The sequence below is a fragment of the Pantoea sp. B_9 genome (genome assembly GCF_008632015.1).
Lineage (GTDB): Bacteria > Pseudomonadota > Gammaproteobacteria > Enterobacterales > Enterobacteriaceae > Pantoea > Pantoea dispersa.
On the sequence record NZ_VWVL01000002.1, the window covers coordinates 597,923 to 622,662 of the forward strand.

A 24,740-nucleotide genomic window follows, 5' to 3' on the forward strand; every position below is an offset into this window, starting at 1 on the left:
CCCGGAAAGCGCGCTGCGCGTTATTGCGCACCCAGCGTCAGACGGGCAACCTGGTTATTACGGATAAAACGACTTAAATCAACGGGCTGATTCTGATATTGCACGTCAACCGCACCCGGAGCGCCAATTTTCAGACGATACGGAGCGGTGCCGGACAGGCTGAGTTTACCGCCGCTACGTTGCAATCCGCTGAACAGCTTCTTACCGGTCGCATCGGTGACTTCCAGCCAGCAGTCAGCTTTGAAGTTCATCACCACGGCGTTAGGGTCGCCCGCAGGCTGGCTGACGGCAGCGGTACCGGTTGGCATTGAGCCTGCCGGCACGCTGTTAGCCGGTGCCGGTGAGGTGGCCGCTGGCGGTGCGTTATCAATCGGCGCCTGGCTCGGGGACACCACCGCGTTGTCGCTGCTGGTTGCCGTGTTGCTGCTGGTCGCTGCTGGCGCACTGCTGGTACTGCCAGCATTGTCTGGCGTGCTGACCGCACCGGCACCGGTGTCAATCGGGGTACCGGCCGCGTTAGTGTCGCTGTCGGTAGTGCTGTCCGTGCTGTTGTCACCCAGCGGAATCGACTGGCTGTTGTCGCTGCTGCTGCCGTTCTGGTCAGCCATCGACACCAGATCCGCCTGCGAGGCTTTATGGTTCTGCCACCACCAGGCGCCGGTCAGGCCGACCACCACGAAAATCACCAGCCAGGTGAAGATCATCAACCAGCCGTCACGCTTTTTACGACGCTTACCCAGTGAGAAGCTCTGCATCGGCTCAATTTTCGCCGCACGCACCGGAGCCTGCTTCGCCATCATCGGCAGCAGGTCATCTTCAGGTACATGCACCAGACGCGCATAAGAGCGAATGTAGCCGCGCAGGAAGGTCGAGGCCAAATCCGCCGGGGATTTATCCTCTTCAATATCACGCACGGTAGAAAGTTTCAGGCACAGGCGCTCAGCGACGTTTTGCTGGGTCAGCCCCATCTGCTCACGGGCCAGACGCAGGCGTTCACCTGTGGAATGTACTGCAGAATTCTCTTGAGTGGCTTCAGTATTCATTAGCTAAATAACGCTGGTACTGTATCGATTGTGGAAAACTTCGCGCCAACCGGTCGCCATAACGTGTAACGTCAGCAGCGTTTCCCTGTTGCGCGGCGAAACGTATCTGTAACCCCAGACTCTCTGCCGTTGCCGGCAAATGCTGATGGTAAACTTCTAAAAGCAGCGGCACTGAAGCCCACTGCTGCTGTTCAAGCCGTCGTTCCACTTCCGTCAGCAGCATACTGCCCTGCTCCGGTGCGGCATCCAGCGCGAGATCGAACTGCTGGCGCGCGGCGCGATCCTCTCCCGCCTGCAGGTAACAATAGCCCGAAAACAGCAGGGCATCCTGAGCGGCATCGCTGTGCTGCGCTTCAGTTGCCAGCTTAAACTGTTGATGCGCTTCGTCATACTGCCTCAAACCGCAGAGAAACGCACCGTAATTGTTAGCCACATAACCATTCAGCGGCGCTAACTGCTGCGCGCGCTGGTAGTAATGGCGCGTCCGGGCGTTATTCTGCTGTGCCTGCGCGACGCGCGCAAGCGCCAGCGGCACCCGGTAATCGCGCGGCGCGGCCTGCTGCGCGCGCAGCAAATTGCGCTGCGCCGCGGCATAATCCTTCACCGCCAGATAGTGCAATCCCAGCTGCAGCCGGATATCGGCCGCGCCGTGCCGCGCCGGTGCTTCGACACACCCGGTTACAACAAAGCCGGCCAGCAGCGCGGCGGGTAATCCTTTACGCATCTCAGTCTCTCCCTGTCAGTTCAGCGCAGAGACTGCCACGCCTGACGCCCGATGCGTAGCAGCGGGCGCGATCTTTCAGAGCGCCTTCACAGAGATGGCTTCACCGGCCATTTTTTTACGCAGCGTACGCTTGGTGCGGTCGATAACATCGCCGGCCAGCTGACCACAGGCGGCATCAATGTCATCGCCGCGCGTTTTACGCACGATGGTGGTGAAACCGTACTCCATCAGCACTTTGGAGAAGCGGTCGATACGGCTGTTCGAGCTGCGGCCATACGGCGCGCCCGGGAAGGGGTTCCACGGAATCAGGTTGATCTTGCACGGCGTCTCTTTCAGCAGCGCCGCCAGCTCATGCGCATGTTCGGTGCTGTCGTTGACGTGATCCAGCATCACGTACTCAATCGTCACGCGGCCCTGATTGGCGTTGGATTTGCCAATGTAGCGCTTCACCGCCGCCAGGAAGGCTTCGATGTTGTACTTTTTGTTGATTGGCACGATGTCATCGCGGATGGTGTCATTCGGTGCGTGCAGCGAAATCGCCAGCGCCACGTCGATCATATCGCCGAGCTTGTCCAGCGCCGGCACTACGCCCGAGGTCGACAGCGTCACGCGACGTTTGGAGAGGCCGAAACCGAAGTCATCCAGCATGATCTCCATCGCCGGCACCACGTTGGTAAGGTTGAGCAGCGGCTCGCCCATGCCCATCATGACCACGTTGGTGATCGGACGCTGGCCGGTCACTTTAGCGGCACCGATAATTTTCGCCGCGCGCCATACCTGACCGATGATTTCAGACACGCGCAGGTTACGGTTAAAGCCCTGCTGCGCGGTCGAACAGAATTTACACTCCAGCGCACAACCTACCTGCGAGGAGACGCACAGCGTGGCGCGGTCGGCTTCCGGGATATACACGGTTTCCACCAGCTGATCGCCGACGCGAATCGCCCACTTAATGGTGCCATCGCTGGAGCGCATCTCTTCCGCCACTTCCGGCGCACGAATTTCAGCGCGCTGCATCAGCTTGCCACGCAGCACTTTATTGATGTCTGTCATCTGCTCGAAATCATCGCAGCAGTAGTGGTACATCCACTTCATGACCTGATCGGCACGGAACGGTTTTTCGCCCATCTCAACAAAGAATTCGCGCATCTGCTGACGGTTAAGATCCAGCAGGTTAATTTTTTCGTTTTTCGGGGAAACAACCACGGGGGAAGCGGACGACGGCGTCACAATCTGTTCGGACATAATGTTCTCTGGCCTCGTTGTTACACGTTACGGCTCTGGTTAAGAATAGGAAAAAAACAGCGCCCTCGCTGAGCCAGGCTCAACAAGGGCGCATAATTGTACTACATCTGCTGCGTGATGCCAGGGGAACGTCTTAGCCACCGGTTACAAGGTGTAAAGACGCCTGTCCGCATCCGCTACCGCGCACTTAGCGGGTACGTGGGCAGACTTCGTTTTCTGCGAAGAAGTAAGCGATTTCGCGTGCCGCAGATTCTGCAGAGTCAGAACCGTGGGTGGCGTTTTCGGTGAAGCTGTCTGCGTAGTCAGCACGCAGCGTACCGGCCAGCGCGTTGTCCGGGTTAGTTGCACCCATCAGATCGCGGTGACGCTGGATAGCGTTTTCGCCTTCCAGAACAGATACCACAACCGGGCCAGAAGTCATGAACTCAACCAGACCATCAAAGAACGGACGGCCTTTGTGCTCCGCGTAGAAGCCTTCAGCCTGCTCTTTGGTCAGGTGCAGCATTTTCGCACCAACGATTTTGAAGCCAGCGCTTTCGAAACGGTTGTAGATAGCACCAATCACGTTCTTAGCGACGGCGTTTGGTTTGATGATGGAGAAAGTGCGTTCGATTGCCATGATTACCTCTGATTAGCATCCTGAAGAAACCGGGAACCCGCTCCCGGTAAGAAAACGCGCCGATTATAGGGAGATCGGCGCGCCTTGCCTATGAGTGAAGAGAGGAATTATTGAAAATAATTGATTTCTGTCGGGGCAAACACGCAAAAAATATGCCATAGCGCTGCGTTTAGCCACGCGTGAAGGACACCGAAGCCAGCTGCCCGGCCTCATCCATCACCACCAGCTGATAACGACCGGGCTCGCGCAGCACCAGCGAGGCGCTGTTTTTTCCCGCCGCCAGTTCCACCGGCTGCCCGTTTAAAAACCACCAGCGCTGCGTACCCTGCCCGCCCTGCACCGCCACCGGCAGCAGCAATACGACCTTACCGGGCAGCGGCTGCACGCGCTGGCCATTGATCACGCCGGTCACCAGCAGCGGCGCGCTGTCCCCCTGATTCAGCGGCGGACAGGTCGCATCCACTGGCGGCAGGCGCTGCGCCCGCCGTTCGCCCGGTGGCAGCCATGGCTCGAGCGGCAGCGGCCACATCACGCGTTCCCGGCTTTGCGCATCCGGACAATCCGCCGCCACGCGCAGCCCTTTGCTGTTTTGCCAGAAGCGCTGGCGTAAGCCATTGACGCCCTCCTGCCCCGGCGCCAGCAGCGTTGGCGGCACGGTCTGATTCAGCACCCAGCTGTAACGCCGCTGCCGGCAGTTCTCGTCGCCGGCGGGCAACGGCTGGCCGCCGGGCCAGCAGATACTGACGGCGCTGACCGTCGCCGGGCGCGGATCGCCGGGCACGCCGCGCGCCGGCAGGTGTCCCGCCAGCAGGTGATTAACCTGCTGCATCACCGGCACCGCCGACGCGTAACCGAACTGGCCGGCAACCGGTGTGGCATCCGGCCTGCCCACCCAGACGCCAATCAGATAGCGTGGCGTGATACCAACGCTCCAGGCGTCGCGATAGCCGTAGCTGGTGCCGGTTTTCCACGCCAGCGGCACGATATCGGCGACCGCCCCGCTGGCGGCAGGCTGCGCCTCACCGGCGAGGATGCGGCGTACAATCCACGCCGCGCCGGGCGACAGTAACGGACGCTGCAGCAGCGGCTGCTGCGGCAGCCAGCGCAGCTGCGCAGCATTACCGTGGCGGGCAAAGGCGCTGTAGGCGGCGACAATGTCGTCCAGCCGCGCGCCGGTGCCGCCCAGAACCAGCGACAGATTCGGTTCACCGCCCGCCGGAAAGCGCAGATTCAGGCCGACGTTGCGCAGCCGCGCGGCGACGTTTTTCGGTCCAAGCGCCTCCAGCAGCTGCACCGCCGGCAGATTGAGCGAACGCTGCAGCGCTTCGCTGGCGCTGACCGGGCCATGAAAGCCGCTGTCGAAATTGCCGGGACGATAGTCGCCAAAGCGGCGTGGCACATCCTGCAGCAGCGATTCGCCATGAATCAGACCATCATCCAGCGCTATGCCGTAGACAAACGGCTTGAGCAGCGATCCCGGCGAACGCACGCTGGCAATCATATCCACATGGCCAAAGCGGCTGTCGTCATTGAAAGACACCGAGCCGACGTAGCCGCGCACCTTCATGCTGCTGTGGTCGACAACCAGCAGTGCCAGCGAGGTGCGCGGCGGCAGCCGGGTTTGCAGCGACGCAGCGAGGTTCTCCAGTTCGCGCTGCAGCGACACATCCAGCGTGGAGGTAATTTTGCTGTCGGGCGACAGCGACAGCAGCCGGCGCGCCAGCAGCGGTGCCAGCTGCGGCAGCTGACGCGGCGGCAGCCATACCGGCTCCTGTTTGATTTCGGCGACGGTCTGCGCCGGCCACACCTGATACTGCGCCAGGCGATCCAGCACTTTATTGCGGGCAGCTTCAGCGCGCTGCGGCCAGCGGTCCGGGCGCAAACGGCTGGGTGCCTGCGGCAGCACCGCCAGCAGCGCCGCCTCGCCGCGGGTAAGCTGCGACGCCGGTTTGCCCAGCCACATCCAGCTGGCAGCGCCGACGCCCTCAACCGTGCCACCAAACGGGGCGCGGTTGAGATACAGCGTGAGGATCTCGCGCTTCGACAGATGCCACTCCAGCTGCAACGCGCGCCACGCCTGCACCACTTTGCCACGCAGGGTACGCGGCTGCGGATCAATCAGCCGCGCCACCTGCATGGTCAGCGTGCTGCCGCCAGAGACAATGCCGTGCTGCAGCAGGTTTTGCCCGACGGCGCGTACTATCGCCAGCGGGTTAATGCCGGGATGGTGCCAGAACCAGCGGTCTTCGTAGGTCAGCAGCGCCTCAATATAGGCCGGAGACACCTCGTCCAGCGTCACCGGATAGCGCCACACGCCCTGTCGATCGGCAAAGCGCCACAGCGGCGTGCCATCTTCCGCTACCACCACCCGCGCCGGCTGTAACTGGCGCAGCGGCAGCGGATCGAGCCGGTCCAGCAGCCATACTGCGCCCACCAGCAGCGCCAGCCCGCACAGGCGTCGGTGGCGCTGCGTCACGGGCGCTTAACGCACATGAAGTTTTTCCGGCGTGGTGCCGATGGCGCGCCACGCGGGCACATACATCGACTCCACCTGCGGTGGCGGCAGACGATAACTGCCCGGCGTCACCGCGCGCGCCAGATACAGCAGCGTGCCGGGCGTGTAGCCATCCAGCGCCAGCGCGGCGACAAAGCGGTCGTCGCGGAACTCAAGATGTTTGATGTTGGCCTGCTGCATGTCCATCATGCTCTCTTTCAGCGCATCGGCACTGTCGCCCAGGCTGGCGCTGCTGTCGCTCAGGTTTTGATTTTCCAGCTCCAGTCCGGCCGGCAGCAGATCCACCACCAGCGCATCGCTAACGCGCTGGCTGGCCCCCACCTTCAGCCGCACCACCAGCAGCTCACCGCTACTGAGGTTGTTGAGATCGGCCGGTTTGCCGTCCAGCGTGAAGTATTCGCGACTGATGCTGAGCACGTTGCTGACCGGTGACGGCGCGGTGCGCGGATAGCCGACCACATTGAGCGTACCATACAGCGGCGACGGCGTGTCGCTGGTCACCGTCAGGCCCTGCTGCAACTGCTGCGCGCTCAGCCCGAGACTCAGCGGTCGATCGCTGCGCAGCGGCTGGTCCTGCAGCGTGGCCTGCCAGGTCTCACCCGGATGCTGCTGCAGCGTCCGCGCGGCGAGGAACAGCGCATTGTTCTCCTGCGTAGAGAACCAGCGCTGCCCGTGCAGCGTTTGCGCCAGTCCAATCAGCAACGGCCCCTGCTGCTCCGGCAGCAGCTGATTTTCCGTCAGCAGCGCCAGCGTCAGCGCGCGGTCACGCAGCGGGCTGCCGTAATCGCCCAGCCACATGTCAGGCTGGCGTTGCAGCGCGATGCCCTGCATCAGCGCCAGCTGCGCGCGCTGCGTATCTCCCATCTGCTGCAACGCCACACCAAGCTGCACCAGCGCCAGTCCGGACTTCGCCTGGGCGCGTTGGTCATACAGCGCCCGCAGCGCGCCGAGCGGCGCCTGCTGCTGACGCGCCAGCACCAGCCCCGCGTAGGCCTGCACGCTAAAACGCAGCGCATCGGCATCGCTGCTCCAGCTGGTTTCGATTTGTGCCGGATCCTGCAAATAACGCAGCAGGCGCTGGTCGGCGCGATTAATCACGCCCTCCGGCACGCTGTAGCCCGCTTCGCTGGCGCGCAGCAGGAAGTCAGTGACGTAAGCGGTGAGCCAGAACTCCTCGCTGCTCTCTTTGCTCCACAGGCCAAAGCTGCCGTTACCGCGCTGCATGCCGGCCAGGCGCGCAATGCCGGTGTCAATTGCCGCGCGGCGCGCCTCATCAGTGCTGGTTTTGATGCCCATCGCGCTGAGCTGGGCGTGATTGATGAAGAGTGAAGGCCAGATGCCGCTGGCGGTCTGCTCCAGACAGCCATAGGGATAAGCGTAAAGCTGGCTGATGTAGCTGGCGATATTCAGCGGCGGCTGAGAACTCAGCGACAGCTGGCCGCTCAGCGTGCCAGTCTGCAGGCCGTTAAAAGCGCTTGCCATCACCTGCCAGCGCTGCCCGCTGTTCATTACGTTATCGAAACTCAGGGTTTGCGCCGGATAAGCCGGACGAACACCAATCTTCCAGCGGCGCACGCTCGGTGCCAGCGTCTCGTTCGGCAGGCTCAGCCCCGAAACGGTCACCTGCACGTCGCCTTCACCAAAACCGTCCTGCGCTTTAACCGGAATCGCCAGCGTGGTTCGCGCCCCCTTCGCCAGCTGCACCCTGGCCGGGATTTGGCCGTTGAGTGCAATCAAGCCGCTGGCGTTAACCGCGACGTTCAACGTTTGAGGTTGATCGGTAAGGTTGGTCAAATCCAGCGCCAGTGTTGATTGATCGCCGCTGGCAAGAAAGCGCGGCGTCGCCAGTTCGCTTACCAGCGGTGCGGCGACCACCATTTTACGATCCGCCGCGCCGAAACTGTCTTCGCTCCACACCTGCGCCATCAGCCGCAGCTCGCCGTTGAAGGCCGGTACCGGCAATTCCAGCGTGCCCTCGCCGCTGGCATCCAGCGTCACCGGTTGCAGCTGCTGCGCCACAATCTGCGCCTCGGTGACCGGCTTTTTACCGCCGCGCGACAGCGCATCGGCATCATCCCCGTCACCGCCAAAACGCAGCGCCGCCAGTTTGCCACCGCCCTCAATCAACTGTCCGAACACGTCATACTGATCGGCGTTGTAGCGCTTGCGGCCAAAGAAGCCGTTCCACGGATCGGGGGTGGCATAGTCGGTAATGCTCAGCACGCCGCTGTCCACCGCCGACAGCAACACCTGCACCTGCTGCGGCAGCGTACCGCCCTCACGGCGGGCTTTAACCTTGACTTGCACGGTTTGTTCCGGCCGAATCCTGTCCGGTGCCTCAAGCGCCAGCGTCAGGCGGCGCGCGGCGGTTGCCATTGGCAGATGCAACAAGCCGACCGCGCGTTTTGGCGTGGTGCCGTTCGCTTTGTCGCCGTCGCGCACCACAATCGCGCTGAGATACAGATCGTGGCGTTTCCACTCCGCACTGACTGGCACATCAATGGTTGCGCCGCCCGCCGGCACATCCAGCGGTTGCCACCACAAGGTGCCGCTGCTCGACTCCACCAGCAGATAGCCTTTGCCGGCCGCCGGGGATTCCACCGTGACACGCGCGGTGTCGCCGGGTTGATAGGCGGCTTTGTCGATCTTCAGTTTGACCTGATCCGGACGCAGCGCGCCGGTGCCGTTAGTGTTGTCCTGCCACCAGTAACCAGCCTGGAAACGCACGCTGCTGACGATGTTGTCACCGGCATGCACTTCAAGACGATAGGTGCCCCACTCTACCGGGAAGCTGACTTTCTGGCTGCCGCCCGCCGCAATGCTGATGCGCTGCTGCTCTTCCTGCAGATCTTTTTCATCGTAACGTGACTGCCAGCCTTCGCTGTCGGAGAAGCTCCAGAAGTAGTCGCGACGTTCGTGGATCAATCGCACATCAAGATCCTGCGCCGCCAGCTTTTCGCCCTGCGCATTGGCGTATACCACGTCAAATTCGGCGAGGCTGTTTTCCGGCACGGTTGGCTCATCGTTATAACGATCGGTGCGATAGTCGTACACCGATTCGCTGTTAAACAACGGACGAATGCCCGGCAGCGCGGCCGCAGGCCAGATCGCTTGCGTGGCACGCCGCGTTACCGGACGACCGCCGGTCTCCAGCAGGCTGGCCTGCAAAATCAGGTTGAGCGGAGAGTGGCTCTCCGCCCAGCTGCTTTCGACCTTAAGCTGCAGCCTGCCGCTGTCGTCCAGCTTTTCATCCACATCATCAAGGCTTCGTTTCAGTTCCTCCGTGATGTCGCCAAACTGATAACCTGGCAACGCAGCGACCGCTTCACGCGCCGGACGCAGGAACAGCTGGCCCTGTAGTTCGTTGCCTGCCGCTGGCGCGCCATACAAATAACGACCTTCGATATCAAAGGTGACATCGGCATCTGGCGACAGGGGCTGAGTGTTGCTTTTAAGCGACAGCGCCATCCGTTCGGGCAGGAAATCCTCTACATTGAACGGCCAGGTGCGCGGCTGGTTGTCACCGCTGTTAATACGCAGCGTCCATTTACCGGTCATCGCCGAGGCCGGTAAGGCAAAACGTTGTTGATAAACGCCGTTCTCTGGCTGCCAGACGAAGGTTTGTGCCACTTCACCATTCGGCTGCACCACTTCAGCTTTCACCGGCTGCGGTGGCAGTGGTTTGCCATCGGCATCGCGCAGCAGCGCATTAACGATGACCGTTTCGCCAGGGCGATAGAGATCGCGCGGGCCAAAAATGAAGAACTGTTTGTCGTAGCCTTGCGGGCCATCAATCGGGAATTCGGCCAGATCCAGCGCCGGGCGATTAAGGTCGATGAGCGAAGTCTGGCCTTTACTGGTCGTCAGCAGCAGCTTGCCTTTGGCGTTAGCCGCTAAACGCAGATGACCCTCGCTGTCGCTGCTGCCGCTCGCCAGCTGTTGGCCTTTTTCATCCAGTAGCTGCACGCTGACATCCGCCAGCGGATCGCCACTGGCGAGGCTTTGTGTAAACAGTTCCAGTTGGGTGGGAAAACGGTGCAGCGACAGACCAATGTCGCTCAGGGTGAACAGTGTCGCCGGTTGCGTGTAGTTGTAGGTGCCGGCCTGTTTCATCACCGCCAGGTAGACACCCGGCTGTTTCAGCGCCGCGACGTCGCCGAGCGGCAGCTGCATTTTTTCCCGCGTATTGCGTGCCGGGTTGAGATCGAAGCGGCCGCTGTAAACCAGATCGGCGTTTTTCAGCAGATCGCGCGATTCCCAGTACGACAAATTGTTGCCGTAATTCCACTGGGCGAGAAAATCCGCCAGCGAGGCATTTTTCACCCGGAAGAAATCAACATCGATCTGGTTAACGTTGAGCGCCAGCACCGGCAGTCCCTGCGCCAGGCGCAGCGGCAGCAGCGAGCCACGACTGGCGAAACCGACCATCGGCTGGATGTCGCGCGTGGTGAGTGTCTGGCTGAATGGGCTGGCTAAGGCACTGCCATCGGCGGCCTTCAGGCCAGCATTGACGGTGACGGTGAGCTTGCGCGCCGGCTGCGGATGGCGGAAGCGCAGCACTTTGCCGTTCTGCGCCAGCTCCCAGCCTCCGTCGACCTTGCCGCTGCTGTCGTCGGTGAGGCTGATCCAGTGGTTGAAATCCTGCTGACCGTCGAGCGCGCGGTTGAAGGTCAGTACCAGCGCCGCCGCGCCGTCCAGCTGCAGCTCGGAAAGGTCGATCACCGCGAGATCGCGTGTCGCGGCCTGCGGCGCAGGCGTATCAGCCGCCTGCAGCGACGGCTGCGCGCCGCCCAGTAATGCGCCGCCGAGCAGCACGCTGAACAGCAGTCGTTTTACACATCTTGCCATGGTAATTCCCTCACCAGCCCCAAAAGGTTAAACGTGTTGTGCTGCGCAATTTCACATCAAGCCGCCAACTTTAGCAATGTTACCCTTGAGATAGCCTTCACATTCCCGGACACTGGGCCTTTGCCGCTGATGGAGAAGAGGTTGCTATGACAGCCATGTTTGTGTCCGCTGATTGGTTGAATGAACATTACCACGAAGAGCGTTTGCAGGTGCTGGATGCCCGCATGCTGCCGCCAGGTCAGGAAGCGGTGCGCGATATCACGGCGGAGTATCTGGCCGGGCATCTGCCGGATGCGCCTTTTTTCAACATCGAAGCGCTGTCCGATCACACCAGCCCGTATCCGCATATGATGCCGCGCGCAGAGACCTTTGCCGTGGCGATGCGCGAGCTGGGCATCAGCCAGGATAAGCATCTGGTGGTGTACGACGAAGGCAATCTGTTTTCCGCGCCGCGCGCCTGGTGGATGCTGCGCGCCTTTGGCTGTGAGCAGGTGTCGATTCTGGCGGGCGGCCTGCAGGGCTGGAAAGCCGCTGGCTTCAGCCTGGCTACCGGTCCGGTAAATCTGCCTGAAGGCGAGTTTGATGCGCAGTATGACAGCAGCCAGGTAAAGCGCCTGACCGATGTCCTGCTGATCAGCCACGAGGGCGGCGCGCAGATTGTCGATGCGCGCGCGGCCAACCGTTTCAATGCCGAAGTGGATGAGCCGCGTCCCGGCCTGCTGCGCGGCCATATCCCGCACAGCCTGAATATGCCGTGGAACGATCTGGTGGCCAACGGTGAGCTGAAACCGGCCGCCGAACTGCGCGATCTGTTTGCAAAGGCAGGTATTAAGCTGGATCAGCCGATTGTCGCCAGCTGCGGCTCCGGTGTGACGGCGGTGGTGGTGATTCTGGCGCTGACCGCGCTGGGCGTGCGTGACGTGACGCTGTACGACGGTTCGTGGGGAGAATGGGGCAGCCGCGACGATTTACCGATTGAGAAATAAGTGTATCCGGTCGCCGTGAACGGCGACCCTACACGTAGGGTGCGCATTTATGCGCACCTGGGTGAAATCGGTGCGATTTTGATGACGCATTTATGCGCACCTGGATGAAATCGGTGCGATTTACCGGCGCACTGATGCGCACCGGCACTAGATAATCCGCTGGCTGCCTTTGAAATCGCGCAGGAAACTGCCCCAGCGGCGCTCATAAAACGGCGTAATGTGCGCGGTGAAGAAATGGCTGACACCCTGCTCGTTGCTGACCACTTCACAGATATCAATTGGCGCGTCATCGGGCAGCGTATCGGTCGCCACGCTACCGGCCGCCTGAATAATCGCATCAATATCGCTGTCGGCTTCAATCCCAATCAGCAGATTCGCCTGTTCATCGGCATGCTCACGAATGCTGGCAACGTAGGCGCGACGCACCTGTTTGTATTTCGCAAACAGCTGGGTCAGCGAATCGATCATCTGCGCTGGCGGCTCGGCCACTTCGGACAGCAGCAATGCATGACCGCCCTCCAGCACCGTTTGCTGGCTCAGCGCACTGCCCTCTTCGCCCAGCAGATGCGCGATCTCGCCGGGTGAAAACTCTTTGCCGGCCGGCAGTTTCGGATTGAGGAACAGCGTTTCGCCCAGCGTCATTTCAAACAGCGTGCGCGTCGGTAAACGCAGGTACGGCTGCTCACCCTGGATGGCTTCGCTCATCGCTGCTTCTGAGGTAAAGAAAGGGATCACGCTGCCGCCGCCCTCTTTCTCCCAGTGCTGTAATTCTACCGGTGAGGTGGCATCAAACTGCTCCGCGGGACTCTCGCCCGGCACCCAGACATCGGCCTCCAGCAACAGCTGGAAAAATTCCGGACGGTGCGCAGGCTCGGTGGCCGCCAGCTTCAGCACCTCTTCAAGACGGTTACTCATAAGGGATAGGCTTCCAAAAAAGACGGCAGGTTGCAGCCTGCCGTTGTCGGGATTATTTCAGTAACAGATTGGCAATGGTACGCACGCCAAGGCCTGTCGCACCGGCGGACCACTGATCCACCGCGCTTTTGCGATAGGTCGCGGAGCAGTCAATGTGCAGCCAGCCCTGCTGATAGTTGCTGACGAACCACGAGAGAAACGCTGCCGCGCTGCTGGCACCCGCCGCGTGGGCTGCGCTGGCGATGTTATTCAGATCGGCAAAGTTGGACGGCAGATGGTTGCGGTGGAACTCGGCCAGCGGCAGACGCCAGAAGGCTTCGTTCTCGCTGGTGGCGCTGCCCAGCAGCGACTCCGCCAGCACGTCGTCAAAGGTAAACAGCGCATGGTAATCGTTGCCCAGCGCGGTTTTCGCGGCACCGGTCAGCGTGGCCGCATCAATCAGCAGCTGCGGACGCTGTTCGCTGGCGTCGATCAGTCCATCGGCCAGTACCAGACGCCCTTCGGCGTCGGTGTTCATCACTTCAACGGATTTCCCGTTGCGATAGCGGATGATGTCGCCGAGGCGGAACGCGTTGCCGCTGACCATGTTATCGGCGCAGCACAGGAACAGCTTCACGCGCTTATCCAGGCCGCGCGCGATCGCCAGCGCCAGCGCACCGGTTACCGTTGCCGCGCCGCCCATGTCGGATTTCATCGAATCCATGAACGCGCTCTGCTTCAGGCTATAACCACCGGTATCAAAGGTGATGCCTTTGCCCACCAGGCAGGCGTACACCGGCGTGCTGTCGTCGCCGCCGGGGTTGAAGTCCAGCGTCAGCAGCACCGGCGGACGCGTCGAGCCGCGGCCTACGGTATGAATTCCGGCATAGCCCTGCTCACGCAGATCCTCACCTTTGATGATGCGATAGCTCACCGCATCACCGCCTACTTCGCTGATCAGATCGATGGCACTGTGCGCCAGCTGCTCCGGACTCAAATCTTCCGCAGGCAGGTTGATGGTGTCGCGCACCCAGTCAACGATCTTCAGGCGCCGATCGAATTCGGCCTGATCGGCCTCACTCAGCGTCGGCCATTCGACCTGACGCTGGCCTTTCGGGCTGCGGAAACCCTGCCAGAACGCCCAGCATTTCTCCAGATCCCAGCCTTCGCCGCTCAGCGCGACGTGGCGAATGCCCTGACCGTCCAGCTTGCGTCCGGCACGTTGAATGCTCATCAGCGCATCGGCACCGGTCAGGTGAACGGTCATGCCACTTTCATTGCTGCTCAGCAAGGCTTTCTCGCCCCAGCGCGCGTCGGCGGCCTGGGAGCTGAGCGTAATCGTCATGGGTTGTGTTGTCATCGCGTGGCTCCGTTTGCGTTTGTTATCCCTGCGCACTGACCGGCGCAGGGCGAAAATTTAGCGGGAAGTGGCCGGCGTCAGCGCCCGTAAGCGCGTTACCGCCTTATGTACCACCCCGATGGCATAATCGATCTCTTCCTGCGTGGTAAAACGACCCAGCGAAAAGCGCAGCGAGCTGTAAGCCAGCTGCTGATCCACGCCCATGGCGCGCAGAACGTAGGAAGGTTCAAGGCTGGCAGAAGTACAGGCGGATCCCGACGACAGCGCCAGATCTTTCAGCGCCATGATCAGCGATTCGCCATCGACGTGGGCAAAACTGATATTGAGGATATTCGGCGCGCCCTGTTCGAGTGAACCGTTGAGCTGTACGTCGCTTAGCGTGCTGATGCCCTGCCACAGACGATGGCGCAGCGTAGCCAGGCGCGCGCTCTCGTCCGCCATCTCTTCGCGCGCGATGCGATAGGCTTCGCCCATGCCGACAATCTGATGCACCGGCAAGGTCCCCGAACGCATGCCGCGCTCGTGACCACCGCCGTGCATCTGCGCGTCGATCTGCAGTTTTGGTTTACGCCGCACCCACAGCGCGCCGATGCCTTTCGGCCCGTACAGTTTGTGCGCTGAGAACGACATCAAATCCACCGGCAGCGCGCTGACGTCGAGCGGCAGTTTGCCCACGCTTTGCGTGGCGTCCACGTGGAACAGGATGTCGCGCGCGTGACACAGGGCGCCCAGCGCGGCGATGTCCTGAATCACGCCGGTTTCATTATTGACGTGCATCAGCGACACCAGCACGGTGTCGTCGCGCAGTGCCGCTTCCAGCATCGCAGGCGTGACGATGCCGTCCGCGCCGGGCTGCAGAAAGGTGACGTCAAAGCCTTCGCGCGCCAGCTGGGCACAGCTGTCGAGCACCGCTTTGTGTTCGGTCTGACTGGTGATGATGTGTTTACCGCGCGCCTGATGCTGCTGCGCCGCGCCTTTGAGCGCCAGGTTATCGGCTTCGGTGGCACCGGAGGTAAACACGATTTCGCGTGGATCGGCGTTGATCAGTTCGGCAACCTGGTTGCGCGCCACGTCAACGGCCTCTTCAGCCTGCCAGCCAAAACGGTGGGAACGGGAAGCGGGGTTACCGAAAGTGCCATCCAAAGTGAGGAACTGCATCATTTTGCTGGCGACACGCGGATCCGCAGGCGTTGTCGCTGCGTAATCCAGGTAGATCGGTAATTTCATTGCGCTAAAACTCCGTATAAAAAATCATACGTCTTTATAGCACGATTCAGCCTCTCCTGGGTTAACAGCAGAGGCTGAACGGGAGAGGATCAGGCGCGCAGATTGACGTTGATGGTTTCCTGCACGCGATGCTGCTGGAAGCGACGGTTATCAACGCTGTTCTGGCGATCGGCCACGTCGAGGATCTCCTGGTTATTCACCAGTTCCGCCAGCGTGATGTTGTTGAGAAAATCGCTGATGCGCTCGCTCAGGTCGCGCCACAGAACGTGGGTCAGGCAGCGCTCGCCGCCCTGGCAACCCTCTTTACCCTGGCATTTGGTGGCGTCAACGGATTCGTCCACCGCGGTGATCACCGCACCAACTGCAATCGCGCCGGCGTCTTTGCCTAACAGATAACCGCCGCCCGGACCCCGCACGCTGGCCACCAGACCGTGCTTACGCAGACGCGAGAATAACTGCTCCAGATAGGAGAGCGAAATGCCCTGACGCTCTGAAATATCGGCCAGCGGTACCGGGCCCTCGTGCGAGTGCAGGGCAACGTCCAGCATAGCGGTTACGGCATAACGTCCTTTGGATGTCAGTCTCATAGCATACAACCTCGTAAGCGTCCGCCAGCGAGTCGGCGGGTTATCTGAAGAATGGAGGCCAGTCTGACATTCCCGAGTATTTTGGTCAACTATTTAACCGAGTATTTCGCTCAACTATTTAACCTGGTGTTTTACTCAACTATTACCCTTGTCGTTTTTGGGTTTTTCAAACGACGACAGCATGCCGCGCAGAATGTTGAGTTCGTCGCGCTCCGGACGCGCACGGGTATAGAGGCGACGCAGTTTGCTCATCACCTGGCTCGGTGTGCCCTGGCGGATAAAGCCGCTGTTTAGCATCATCTGCTCGATGTGCTGATAGAAGCGCTCCAGATCGTCAACCAGCGGATACGGCGAGGCTTCGTACTGCGGCTGCGGACTGGCTTTCTCCTGCGCGTCCAGCCACGCCATGCGCACTTCATAGGCAATAATCTGCACCGCCATCGCCAGGTTGAGCGAGCTGTACTCCGGGTTGGCCTGAATGGCGACATGATAGTGGCACTTCTGCAGCTCTTCGTTGGTCAGGCCCACGCGCTCGCGACCAAACACCAGCGCTACCGGCGCCTGCTGGCCCTCTTCCACGCTTTTGATGCCGCATTCACGCGAGTCAAGCATCGGCCACGGCAGCGAGCGCGAACGTGCGCTGGTACCCACCACCAGGCTACAGCCGGCAATCGCCTCATCCAGCGTATCGACGATCTTCGCCTCACCGATCACATCGCTGGCACCGGCAGCCAGTGAAATAGCCTGCGAGTCCGGTTTCACCAGCGGATTGACCAGATACAGGTTGCTTAAGCCCATGGTTTTCATGGCGCGGGCAACGGAACCCATGTTGCCGGTGTGCGAGGTTTCTACCAGTACGATTCGGATATTTTGCAGCATAATAGATAGCGATAAGGAAATGATGGCGCGCATCCTAACATAAAAGCAGGACATTTGCTGAACACCCTGATATACTCCGCGCCGTTTTCACCCCGTTCTTTAACATCCAGTGAGAGATACCGATGCATCCGATGCTCAACATCGCCGTGCGCGCAGCGCGCAAGGCCGGAAATTTAATTGCCAAGAATTATGAAACCCCGGACGCCGTCGAAGCCAGCCAGAAAGGCAGCAACGACTTCGTTACCAATGTTGACCGCGACGCAGAACGTCTGATTGTCGAAGTGATTCGCAAATCCTACCCGCAACACACCATCATCACCGAAGAAAGCGGTGAGCTGGCGGGCGACGATCAGGATGTTCAATGGGTAATCGATCCCCTGGATGGCACCACCAACTTCATCAAACGTCTGCCCCACTTTGCTGTTTCTATCGCCGTGCGCATCAAAGGCCGCACCGAAGTGGCGGTGGTTTACGATCCAATGCGTAACGAACTGTTCACCGCGGTACGCGGTCAGGGCGCGCAGCTTAACGGCTATCGCCTGCGCGGCAGCACGGCGCGTGACCTCGACGGCACCATTCTGGCTACCGGCTTCCCGTTCAAGCTGAAGCAGCACGCTACGCCGTTCATCAACATCGTGGCAAAACTATTTACCCAGTGCGCTGATTTCCGCCGTACCGGCTCTGCTGCGCTGGATTTGGCCTATGTGGCCGCAGGTCGCGTTGACGGTTTCTTTGAGATTGGCCTGAAGCCATGGGATTTCGCTGCCGGTGAACTGCTGGTGCGTGAAGCGGGCGGTCTGGTGACCGATTTCACCGGTAACCACGGCTATATGCTGTCTGGCAACCTGGTGGCCGGTAACCCGCGTGTGGTGAAGGCGATGCTGGCCAGCATGCGCGAAGAACTGAGCGAAGCGCTGAAGCGCTAAGCAAAAATAAGGCGGCTAAATCAGCCGCCTTTTTTATTACTGACTTTGTTACCGACGCTCGTGGGTTAACACGGTGCGCGGCTGGGTACGCCGACCGACACCACCGAGGACCGCCGCCAGCACCGCCTCGATCAGCATCATGAAGAAGGCAAACCAGCTGGCTTTCGCCGTTGCCGCCGCGGCTTTCTCTGCGGCTTCACGCGCTTTCTGCTCCGCTTCCTGCTTCAGCTGCTGATATTTCTGCATCGCCTGTTGATAGCTCTGCTCAGTCTGATTAACGATCTGCTCCGCTTCCTGATCGCTTTTTCCGGTCCGCGCTTTAATAATGTTTTTCAGCGCATCGCGGTCTGCCGCCTGCAGCGTATCGGCATGGCGACTCAGTACACCACGGATCCAATTGGCAATATCATTGTCGGCATTCTGTGGATTCTGTGCCGTCTGTTTCGCCTGGTTTTGCGCATTATTCGCTTCGCTATTTACATCCTGCTGTAAATTTTCCGGCTGCAGTTCCGGTTTGCCGGTCTGACGCAGCGTGGTTTGCAATTCATTTTGCAAATCATCCAGGTTGATATTATTTTCCTGCAGCTTCTCTTTCGCCATATTGGTCACCGATGGCGCTACCGCAGAAATACCGTTACCCAGGGCATTAAAACCGGAGCCTAAAATATTAAAGGCGCCGCCGATAATACCGCTGGCAAGTGAAATCGCCAGCCAAAGCGTAATCAGGGTACTGACACCAAACATCAGCAGACCGTGCAGCGCACCTTCGCGCTGAGCCAGCCGTCCGGCAACGTAGCTACCGACCGCTAGCGCAATCAGCATGCTGGCCCCGGTCCAAATCAGCGCCCCGGTCCCCAGATGTTCCAGCGGATTTTGTTCCTGCTGGGGATCGATGGTCGTGGCGCCGATCGCGGTTCCCAGCAGCCCCAGTAAAATATGAATGATTAATGCCGCAATCACCCCTGCAAATACGGCACTCCAGGAAATGCGTTTCAACGGTAAACCGCCGTGCGTTTCCACCACCGTTTCCGTGCTGCCATTATTAGTCCAGGTTTCAGGCATATTTATTTCCTCACAAACATTGACGATAAAGAGTAACGCATATAAGAGCACACCCTGTCCTTTTTGATATTATCTAGCGTAGACAGAGAAAACTCTTTTCACCAGATCGTCGGGCAAGAGAAATTAAAGTCTGCGTCGCGGGCAAAAAAAAACGCAGCATATTCAGGGAATATGCTGCGCTTATTTTTTAAAGCGTATTAATTAAAAAGGACGCAGACCGCCACCGAAGCCGGGCGTAGCACTGTGCCATAAAATAAAGCCGGCCAGCAGCAACAGCAGGCTGCCAGCCAGCATCACGGCCGGCAACAACCATTGCGCTGCCCCTCTGCTGCTGACCCTGCCGAGACGCACCGCCAGCACGCGCGAGCGTTGCACCAGCAAACCCAGCAGCGACACGGTGAGCGCGGTGCCCAGCGCCATGGTCAGCGCCGAGGCCACGCCCCAGCCATATACGCCAATCACTTTGGCAAACAACAGCATCATGATGGCACCGGAACAGGGCCGCAGCCCCATCGACAGCACCACCAGCGCCTGGGTTCTGCCGCTCACCGCACCGGCCAGCTGTTGCGCGCTCGGCAGGTGGGCATGACCGCAGCCGCAGTCAGCATGATGCTGATGATGTGGCCGTACCGCGCGAATCTGGAGCCCGGTCGCCGGACGGAACGCGCGGCGTAACCCCTGCAGCGCGCGCCAGCCCACCCAGACGCCGAGCGCCATCACCAGCAAATAGCTACCTTTCTCCAGCCAGTAACTGGTGAGATGCAGCTGGCGCGACGAGGTTTGCAGCACCACCAGCATCAGCGTCACCAGAGCAATCGCCACCGCGCCCTGCAACAGCGCCGCCAGCAGCGTCAGCTTCATGCTGGTTTTCAGCTGCGCCGGGTGGGTAGCGAGAAAGGTGCTGATCACCACTTTGCCGTGGCCCGGCCCCAGCGCATGCAGCACGCCATAGGCAAGGCTGAACAGCATCAGCGTGACACCGGCCTGCTGCGGCTGCTGCGCCACCTGTTGCAGGAGCTGCGTCATCTCACGGTGCAGCACCTTCTGCCACAGTACGCTTTGCAGCAGAATCTGCGGCCAGTGCAGCCACAGCAACGCGCCTGCGGTAATCAGCAGCGCAGCCAGCAGCCACAGCGGCCACCAGCGACGGGAAGCGCCAGGCAGTGAAATTAACGACATGTCAGGGTTACCGTCTGGGCAAACTGCTGGCCGAGATCCATATCTTCGGGCGGTGCGTCAGCTTTATCCAGCGACAGCGCGTACTGTTTTAGCGAGTCATCCGGTTTGGGCGTGTGTAAGTCAAACTGGCAATGGGCTTTCACGGTCTCATCCATGGTGATGGCTTGCGGATTGTCATAATACATATCAACAAAGTAACTGGGATCGAAGGTCTGGATGCGGTATTGCCTGGCGCTTAACGACTGCGGTTCGCCGAACGGCACAATGAACTCCAGCACCGCTTTATTGCCCTTGCGCGACAGCTGATACTCCTGCGGCAGGTTGAGAAATTTCACCCGATTTTTATCCTGCCACACTTCGGTAAAATAGTGCTGGCCCAGCACATTGGCCATTACCTGTGCCGCCAGCTTTTTCCACACCACCTCGCCGGGTTTGGCGTTGCCGGCATCGTACAGCAGATCGGCGGAGGTGATTTCATCCATGATCCATACCATCTTCATCGCGCTGAGATGATCGTCCTTACCGATCAGTTCGGTCTGCATATCAATAAAGCTGTGTGGATGCGCCCACACGGCGCCGCTGAACAACAGCGTAAAGCTAACGAACGCAATTTTCATATGTTATAAAGTAACAAATTTTAAAGTCAGAAGGATACCGGGCCAGAAAAAACTGTGACCCGCCCTGAAGCTCTGAACAAAAGTCATGACAAAGGCCAGGGTCAGCGCGTGGAGTTGGCTATTCTTAGCTGAAAAATGACCTGCGGATAACACGATTGATGAGTTCAGCGCATTCTACTGCTCCCCTCTTCAGCCGCGCCCAGCGTCGTTGCCATCTGCTGTTGCTGCTGTTTCTGCCTGCTCCCGCGTTAACGCTTGAAAAGCTCTGCCAGTTGAATGGCGTGGACCCTGTTGTCGCCCGACAGGATATCGCGGATGTCGGAGATGAGATACAGCGCTTTCACCAGCTGGAATTACACCAGATGGTGGATGGCAGCTTTCGCATTCATGGCACGGAACTGGACCGGCGTCTGTGCCTGCTGCACTGGCTGCGCCGCGCGCTGCGTCTGTCGCAGGATTTCGTCTGCACGCATTTTGCGCCGGCACTGCGCCAGCGGCTGAAGGTGCTGAAAATCGAGAAAGCGCTGTGGGATGAAACCAATCTGCAGGCGCTGATCCAGCACTGCAGCCTGCGGCTGGCGCGCGATTTCACGCCGCGCGACCGGCTGTTTCTGCAAATCTTCATGAAATATGCGCTGTGTCAGCGTCAGACGGCGCTGTTCAGTGAGCGCCAGCGCGCCTGGCTGGCGGCAAAGATTGAACGTAGCGCAGCAGATGACGTGATCCATCACTGGCAAAAACGTTGCCATCTGGCACCGGACGTCAGCGAAACCGATTTCTGGACGCTGCTGTTCAGCCTGATTCACGCGCCAGACGGCAACCAGCTGGCGGGCAGTCAGGCACACAAGCTGATGGCTGCGGTGGAAGCGCTGATCGCCCGCTTTGAGCAACTGGCGCAGACGCGCATCAAAAATCAGCAGCAGCTTAAGCTGCAGCTCTATACTCATCTGGCGCAGGCGCTGGATCGTAGCCACTTTGCCATCGGCATTGATAACAGCGTGGCGCTGGACGTGGCGCGTCTCTATCCGCGCCTGCTGCGCACCACGGCGCGCGCGCTGCAGCACTTCAGCAGCGATTTCGGCACGCAGTTTAGCGCAGAAGAAGTGAGCCTGGTGGCGGTGCAGTTTGGTGGCTGGCTGATGCAGGAGAGCGCGCTACAGGAGAAACAGGTGCTGTTACTGACCGGCGCTGACGCGGCGCTGGAACAGCTGCTGGAGCAGCAGCTGCGGGAAATGATGCTGTTGCCGATCAATATTACCTATCAGGATATGCTGCACTTTCAGCGTGAAGGCGCACCGCGCGATGTGGCGCTGGTGGTGACGCCCTACGCCACCGCCCTGCCGCTCTATTCGCCGCCGCTGATCCACGCTGAGCTGCCGCTGAGCGATCACCAGCAGCAGCGCATTCGTCAGCTGCTGGAGTCTTAAGCCGCGCGTGGCCGCAGGAACAGCGCCGGCAGCGCCACCAGCGCCATGACCCAGAACAGCTGGCCGTGCAGGTGGGTAAACAGCACGCCGCACACCATCGTCATCACCGCGATGCCGCCGCCCATTGCCAGCGCCGAATAGAGCGACTGCAGACGAATCACCTCTGCGCCTTTGCGCGCGGCAATAAAGCGCATCGCCGCCAGATGGCAGACGGTAAAGCTGCCGCAGTGCAGAATCTGCGCCACAATCAACAGCGGTAGCGCTGTGCTGGCACCCAGCAGCGTCCAGCGCACCAGCGCGCACACGCCGGACAGCAGTAGCAGATCGCGCGCGCTCCAGCGGCGAAACAGCCGGTTACTCAGGGCAAAAATCACGATTTCGGCCACCACGCCCAGCGACCACAGGTAGCCCACGACCGACGCGGAATACCCCGCTTCCTGCCACCAGATGGCGCTGAAGCTGTAATACGCGGCGTGCGCGCCCTGCATCAGCGTTACGCACAGCATGAAACGCCAGACACTGTTCTCGCGCAGCAGGTCACGCCACGCCGCCCAGCCACCGCTCGCGCCCTGGCGTAGCTCACCCTGCGGTCGGGTTTGTGGCGGCAGCAGCATGCCGGACAGCATCGCCAGCGCACCGACGCTCAACAGCAGCAGAATCACCTGCGATGACCAGGCGCTGACCAGCATACCGGTAAGCGCCGAACTGATAACAAACGCCAGCGAGCCCCACAGCCGTACCGGACCATAGGCCAGCCCGATTTGCTGCGTCCAGGTGGCCGCCAGCGCATCACTCAGCGGCACCAGCGGCGAGAAGAACAGGTTAAAACCAATCATCACCAGCAGCAGCCATAGCCACTGACCGCCCAGCCAGAAACCGAGCGCGAACAGACAGGTCGCCAGCGCCAGCAGGCGCAGCGCAACAATCAGCTGCGCTGGATTTTTCACCTGCGAAGCAATCAACAGGCTGCCGGCAAAGCGCGCCACCATGCCACAGCCGAGCAGCAGGCCAATTTTTTCCGCATCCAGCCCGTTGCCCTTCAGCCACACGCTCCAGAACGGCAGATAGATGCCATAGCAGAAAAAGTAGGTGAAGTAGCTCAGTCCCAGCCACCTGGCCGATCCGATGGTCATGTTTCCTCCTGTTGACGCTCCGCCGTGCGCGGAATGGCCGTTACTTTCTCAAAGCCGCCTGCGAAAGGGAATAAAAAAAGGATGGCTTGCGCCATCCTTCTTCACACTGCGGGTTTAGCGCTTATCAGGCATAAACCGGCAGACGGGCACAGATATCCAGCACTTTCTGTTTGGTGCGCTCGATAGTGGCTTCGTCGTTGATGTTGTCGAGAACGTCAGCGATCCAGCCCGCCAGTTCGCGCACTTCCGCTTCTTTGAAGCCGCGACGGGTTACTGCTGGCGTACCGATACGCACACCGGAGGTCACAAATGGGCTCTTCGGATCGTTAGGTACGCTGTTTTTGTTCACGGTGATGTTAGCGCGGCCCAGAGCGGCATCCGCCTCTTTACCGGTCAGACCTTTGCTCACCAGATCGATCAGGAACAGGTGGTTGTAAGTACCGCCTGAGACGATGTTGTAACCGCGCTCCAGCAGCACTTCCACCATCGCTTTGGCGTTCTTCGCGACCTGCTGCTGATAAGCCTTGAACTCAGGCTCCATGGCTTCTTTGAACGCGACGGCTTTACCGGCGATAACGTGCATCAGCGGGCCGCCCTGACCACCCGGGAACACCGCGGAGTTCAGTTTCTTGTACAGCTCTTCGTCGCCGTTTTTCGCCAGGATCAGGCCACCGCGCGGGCCGGCCAGCGTTTTGTGCGTGGTAGAGGTCACGATGTGCGCGTGCGGTACCGGGTTCGGGTACACATCAGCAGCGATCAGACCGGCAACGTGGGCCATATCAACAAACAGCCAGGCGCCGATGCTGTCGGCGATTTCACGCATTTGGGCCCAGTCGCACACGCCAGAGTAAGCAGAGAAGCCGCCCACGATCATTTTTGGCTTGTGGGTCTGCGCCAGTTCGGCCAGCTCTTCGTAATTGATTTTGCCGGTTTCATCGATGCCGTAAGGGATAACGTTGTACAGCTTACCGGACAGGTTGACCGGCGAACCGTGGGTCAGGTGACCACCGTGTGCCAGGTTCATGCCCAGAATGGTGTCGCCCGGCTGCAGCAGCGCGGTGTACACCGCGAAGTTAGCCTGGGAGCCGGAGTGCGGCTGCACGTTAGCGTAATCCGCGCCGAACAGCGCTTTGGCGCGATCGATCGCCAGCTGCTCAACAATATCCACATATTCACATCCGCCGTAGTAGCGTTTGCCCGGATAGCCTTCGGCATATTTGTTGGTGAGCTGTGAACCTTGCGCCTGCATAACGCGTGGGCTGGTGTAGTTTTCCGAAGCAATCAGTTCAATGTGCTCTTCCTGACGCACCTTCTCCTGCTCCATAGCCTGCCACAACTCGGCATCATAATCGGCAATGTTCATATCACGCTTTAACATCCGCATCTCCTGACTCAACAACTTTTTAACGGCAGTTTAAGCCCCGGCTAAGGGGCGAAGGCCAACAGTGTAAACGGTTTTGCCAGGGGAC

Annotated in this window: 19 protein-coding genes; 3 read left to right on the forward strand and 16 right to left on the reverse strand. The window is 60.1% G+C overall.

Going from position 1 to position 24,740, the window contains the following annotated elements:
• Positions 1-20: 20 nt before the first annotated feature.
• From rodZ to F3I21_RS09675, 6 genes are all read right to left on the reverse strand, one after another.
• Positions 21-1,043 (reverse strand): cytoskeleton protein RodZ, encoded by a 1,023-nt coding sequence (gene rodZ, locus F3I21_RS09650; RefSeq protein WP_150058768.1) that lies wholly within the window; start codon positions 1,041-1,043, stop codon positions 21-23.
• Entirely contained in the window at positions 1,033-1,767 is a 735-nt protein-coding gene (pilW, locus tag F3I21_RS09655) for a type IV pilus biogenesis/stability protein PilW (RefSeq protein WP_058770850.1), read from the reverse strand. Before pilW ends, rodZ begins: the two co-directional genes overlap by 11 nt.
• 75 nt (positions 1,768-1,842) lie before the next feature.
• A complete protein-coding gene (locus F3I21_RS09660) occupies positions 1,843-3,012 on the reverse strand; it encodes a bifunctional tRNA (adenosine(37)-C2)-methyltransferase TrmG/ribosomal RNA large subunit methyltransferase RlmN (RefSeq protein ID WP_021506556.1) in 1,170 nt (389 codons plus the stop codon).
• Positions 3,013-3,199: 187 nt separating this feature from the next.
• A complete protein-coding gene (gene ndk / locus F3I21_RS09665; protein WP_021506555.1) occupies positions 3,200-3,631 on the reverse strand; it encodes a nucleoside-diphosphate kinase in 432 nt (143 codons plus the stop codon).
• Positions 3,632-3,800: 169 nt separating this feature from the next.
• A complete protein-coding gene (gene pbpC, locus F3I21_RS09670; protein ID WP_150058769.1) occupies positions 3,801-6,107 on the reverse strand; it encodes a peptidoglycan glycosyltransferase PbpC in 2,307 nt (768 codons plus the stop codon).
• A gap of 6 nt (positions 6,108-6,113) precedes the next feature.
• Positions 6,114-10,994 carry an alpha-2-macroglobulin gene (locus tag F3I21_RS09675; RefSeq protein WP_150058770.1) on the reverse strand — a complete coding sequence of 1,627 codons (4,881 nt, stop codon included), beginning with the start codon at positions 10,992-10,994 and terminating at the stop codon, positions 6,114-6,116.
• A gap of 146 nt (positions 10,995-11,140) precedes the next feature.
• Between F3I21_RS09675 and sseA the strand changes: the two genes are divergently transcribed.
• The gene (gene sseA, locus F3I21_RS09680) at positions 11,141-11,980 is read left to right on the forward strand and encodes a 3-mercaptopyruvate sulfurtransferase (protein WP_021506552.1); all 840 of its coding nucleotides are present in this window, start codon (positions 11,141-11,143) and stop codon (positions 11,978-11,980) included.
• 147 nt (positions 11,981-12,127) lie between these two features.
• Here sseA and sseB read toward each other — a convergent pair whose 3' ends face one another.
• The 5 genes from sseB to trmJ all read right to left on the reverse strand — a co-directional run bounded on the left by sseB (position 12,128) and on the right by trmJ (position 16,927).
• Entirely contained in the window at positions 12,128-12,895 is a 768-nt protein-coding gene (gene sseB / locus F3I21_RS09685; RefSeq protein WP_150058771.1) for an enhanced serine sensitivity protein SseB, read from the reverse strand.
• Positions 12,896-12,947: 52 nt separating this feature from the next.
• Positions 12,948-14,234, reverse strand: coding sequence for an aminopeptidase PepB (gene pepB, locus F3I21_RS09690; RefSeq protein ID WP_058758293.1), 1,287 nt, complete (start codon positions 14,232-14,234; stop codon positions 12,948-12,950).
• A gap of 57 nt (positions 14,235-14,291) precedes the next feature.
• Positions 14,292-15,461: an IscS subfamily cysteine desulfurase gene (locus F3I21_RS09695; RefSeq protein ID WP_136545942.1), complete on the reverse strand. Its 1,170-nt coding sequence runs from the start codon at positions 15,459-15,461 to the stop codon at positions 14,292-14,294.
• Positions 15,462-15,550: 89 nt separating this feature from the next.
• Entirely contained in the window at positions 15,551-16,048 is a 498-nt protein-coding gene (gene iscR, locus F3I21_RS09700) for a Fe-S cluster assembly transcriptional regulator IscR (protein WP_031279392.1), read from the reverse strand.
• A gap of 135 nt (positions 16,049-16,183) precedes the next feature.
• The gene (gene trmJ / locus F3I21_RS09705; RefSeq protein WP_031279390.1) at positions 16,184-16,927 is read right to left on the reverse strand and encodes a tRNA (cytosine(32)/uridine(32)-2'-O)-methyltransferase TrmJ; all 744 of its coding nucleotides are present in this window, start codon (positions 16,925-16,927) and stop codon (positions 16,184-16,186) included.
• A 122-nt stretch (positions 16,928-17,049) separates the two neighbouring features.
• On the opposite strand from trmJ, the gene suhB reads away from it, so the two are divergent.
• Positions 17,050-17,853, forward strand: a complete 804-nt coding sequence (gene suhB, locus F3I21_RS09710; RefSeq protein ID WP_058758291.1) for an inositol-1-monophosphatase — start codon at positions 17,050-17,052, stop codon at positions 17,851-17,853.
• A gap of 48 nt (positions 17,854-17,901) precedes the next feature.
• Here the strand turns inward: suhB and F3I21_RS09715 are convergent, their stop codons facing one another.
• The 3 genes from F3I21_RS09715 to F3I21_RS09725 all read right to left on the reverse strand — a co-directional run bounded on the left by F3I21_RS09715 (position 17,902) and on the right by F3I21_RS09725 (position 20,711).
• The gene (locus F3I21_RS09715) at positions 17,902-18,915 is read right to left on the reverse strand and encodes a hypothetical protein (RefSeq protein ID WP_058758290.1); all 1,014 of its coding nucleotides are present in this window, start codon (positions 18,913-18,915) and stop codon (positions 17,902-17,904) included.
• A 201-nt stretch (positions 18,916-19,116) separates the two neighbouring features.
• Positions 19,117-20,094 (reverse strand): nickel/cobalt transporter, encoded by a 978-nt coding sequence (locus F3I21_RS09720; protein ID WP_141496579.1) that lies wholly within the window; start codon positions 20,092-20,094, stop codon positions 19,117-19,119.
• On the reverse strand, positions 20,085-20,711 hold the full coding sequence (locus F3I21_RS09725; protein ID WP_150058772.1) for a DUF1007 family protein: 627 nt from the start codon (positions 20,709-20,711) through the stop codon (positions 20,085-20,087). The genes F3I21_RS09720 and F3I21_RS09725 overlap by 10 nt, the downstream gene beginning before the upstream one ends.
• A gap of 158 nt (positions 20,712-20,869) precedes the next feature.
• Here F3I21_RS09725 and csiE point away from each other — a divergent pair, with 158 nt between their 5' ends.
• Positions 20,870-22,138 (forward strand): stationary phase inducible protein CsiE, encoded by a 1,269-nt coding sequence (csiE, locus tag F3I21_RS09730; protein WP_150058773.1) that lies wholly within the window; start codon positions 20,870-20,872, stop codon positions 22,136-22,138.
• Here the strand turns inward: csiE and F3I21_RS09735 are convergent.
• Both F3I21_RS09735 and glyA read right to left on the reverse strand, forming a co-directional pair.
• Entirely contained in the window at positions 22,135-23,271 is a 1,137-nt protein-coding gene (locus F3I21_RS09735; RefSeq protein ID WP_127834447.1) for a 3-phenylpropionate MFS transporter, read from the reverse strand. The two genes, csiE and F3I21_RS09735, sit on opposite strands and share 4 nt — an antisense overlap.
• A 124-nt stretch (positions 23,272-23,395) precedes the next feature.
• Complete coding sequence (gene glyA, locus F3I21_RS09740) at positions 23,396-24,649, reverse strand: serine hydroxymethyltransferase (protein ID WP_150058774.1); 1,254 nt, start codon at positions 24,647-24,649, stop codon at positions 23,396-23,398.
• Positions 24,650-24,740 lie beyond the last annotated feature (91 nt).

Bases quoted from the DNA above. Each gene is read 5' to 3' on its own strand.
- rodZ (WP_150058768.1), bottom strand. From the start codon at position 1,043: ATGAATACTGAAGCCACTCAAGAGAATTCTGCAGTACATTCCACAGGT.
- pilW (WP_058770850.1), bottom strand. From the start codon at position 1,767: ATGCGTAAAGGATTACCCGCCGCGCTGCTGGCCGGCTTTGTTGTAACC.
- F3I21_RS09660 (WP_021506556.1), bottom strand. From the start codon at position 3,012: ATGTCCGAACAGATTGTGACGCCGTCGTCCGCTTCCCCCGTGGTTGTT.
- ndk (WP_021506555.1), bottom strand. From the start codon at position 3,631: ATGGCAATCGAACGCACTTTCTCCATCATCAAACCAAACGCCGTCGCT.
- F3I21_RS09675 (WP_150058770.1), bottom strand. From the start codon at position 10,994: ATGGCAAGATGTGTAAAACGACTGCTGTTCAGCGTGCTGCTCGGCGGC.
- sseA (WP_021506552.1), top strand. From the start codon at position 11,141: ATGACAGCCATGTTTGTGTCCGCTGATTGGTTGAATGAACATTACCAC.
- sseB (WP_150058771.1), bottom strand. From the start codon at position 12,895: ATGAGTAACCGTCTTGAAGAGGTGCTGAAGCTGGCGGCCACCGAGCCT.
- pepB (WP_058758293.1), bottom strand. From the start codon at position 14,234: ATGACAACACAACCCATGACGATTACGCTCAGCTCCCAGGCCGCCGAC.
- F3I21_RS09695 (WP_136545942.1), bottom strand. From the start codon at position 15,461: ATGAAATTACCGATCTACCTGGATTACGCAGCGACAACGCCTGCGGAT.
- iscR (WP_031279392.1), bottom strand. From the start codon at position 16,048: ATGAGACTGACATCCAAAGGACGTTATGCCGTAACCGCTATGCTGGAC.
- trmJ (WP_031279390.1), bottom strand. From the start codon at position 16,927: ATGCTGCAAAATATCCGAATCGTACTGGTAGAAACCTCGCACACCGGC.
- suhB (WP_058758291.1), top strand. From the start codon at position 17,050: ATGCATCCGATGCTCAACATCGCCGTGCGCGCAGCGCGCAAGGCCGGA.
- F3I21_RS09715 (WP_058758290.1), bottom strand. From the start codon at position 18,915: ATGCCTGAAACCTGGACTAATAATGGCAGCACGGAAACGGTGGTGGAA.
- F3I21_RS09720 (WP_141496579.1), bottom strand. From the start codon at position 20,094: ATGTCGTTAATTTCACTGCCTGGCGCTTCCCGTCGCTGGTGGCCGCTG.
- F3I21_RS09725 (WP_150058772.1), bottom strand. From the start codon at position 20,711: ATGAAAATTGCGTTCGTTAGCTTTACGCTGTTGTTCAGCGGCGCCGTG.
- csiE (WP_150058773.1), top strand. From the start codon at position 20,870: ATGAGTTCAGCGCATTCTACTGCTCCCCTCTTCAGCCGCGCCCAGCGT.
- F3I21_RS09735 (WP_127834447.1), bottom strand. From the start codon at position 23,271: ATGACCATCGGATCGGCCAGGTGGCTGGGACTGAGCTACTTCACCTAC.
- glyA (WP_150058774.1), bottom strand. From the start codon at position 24,649: ATGTTAAAGCGTGATATGAACATTGCCGATTATGATGCCGAGTTGTGG.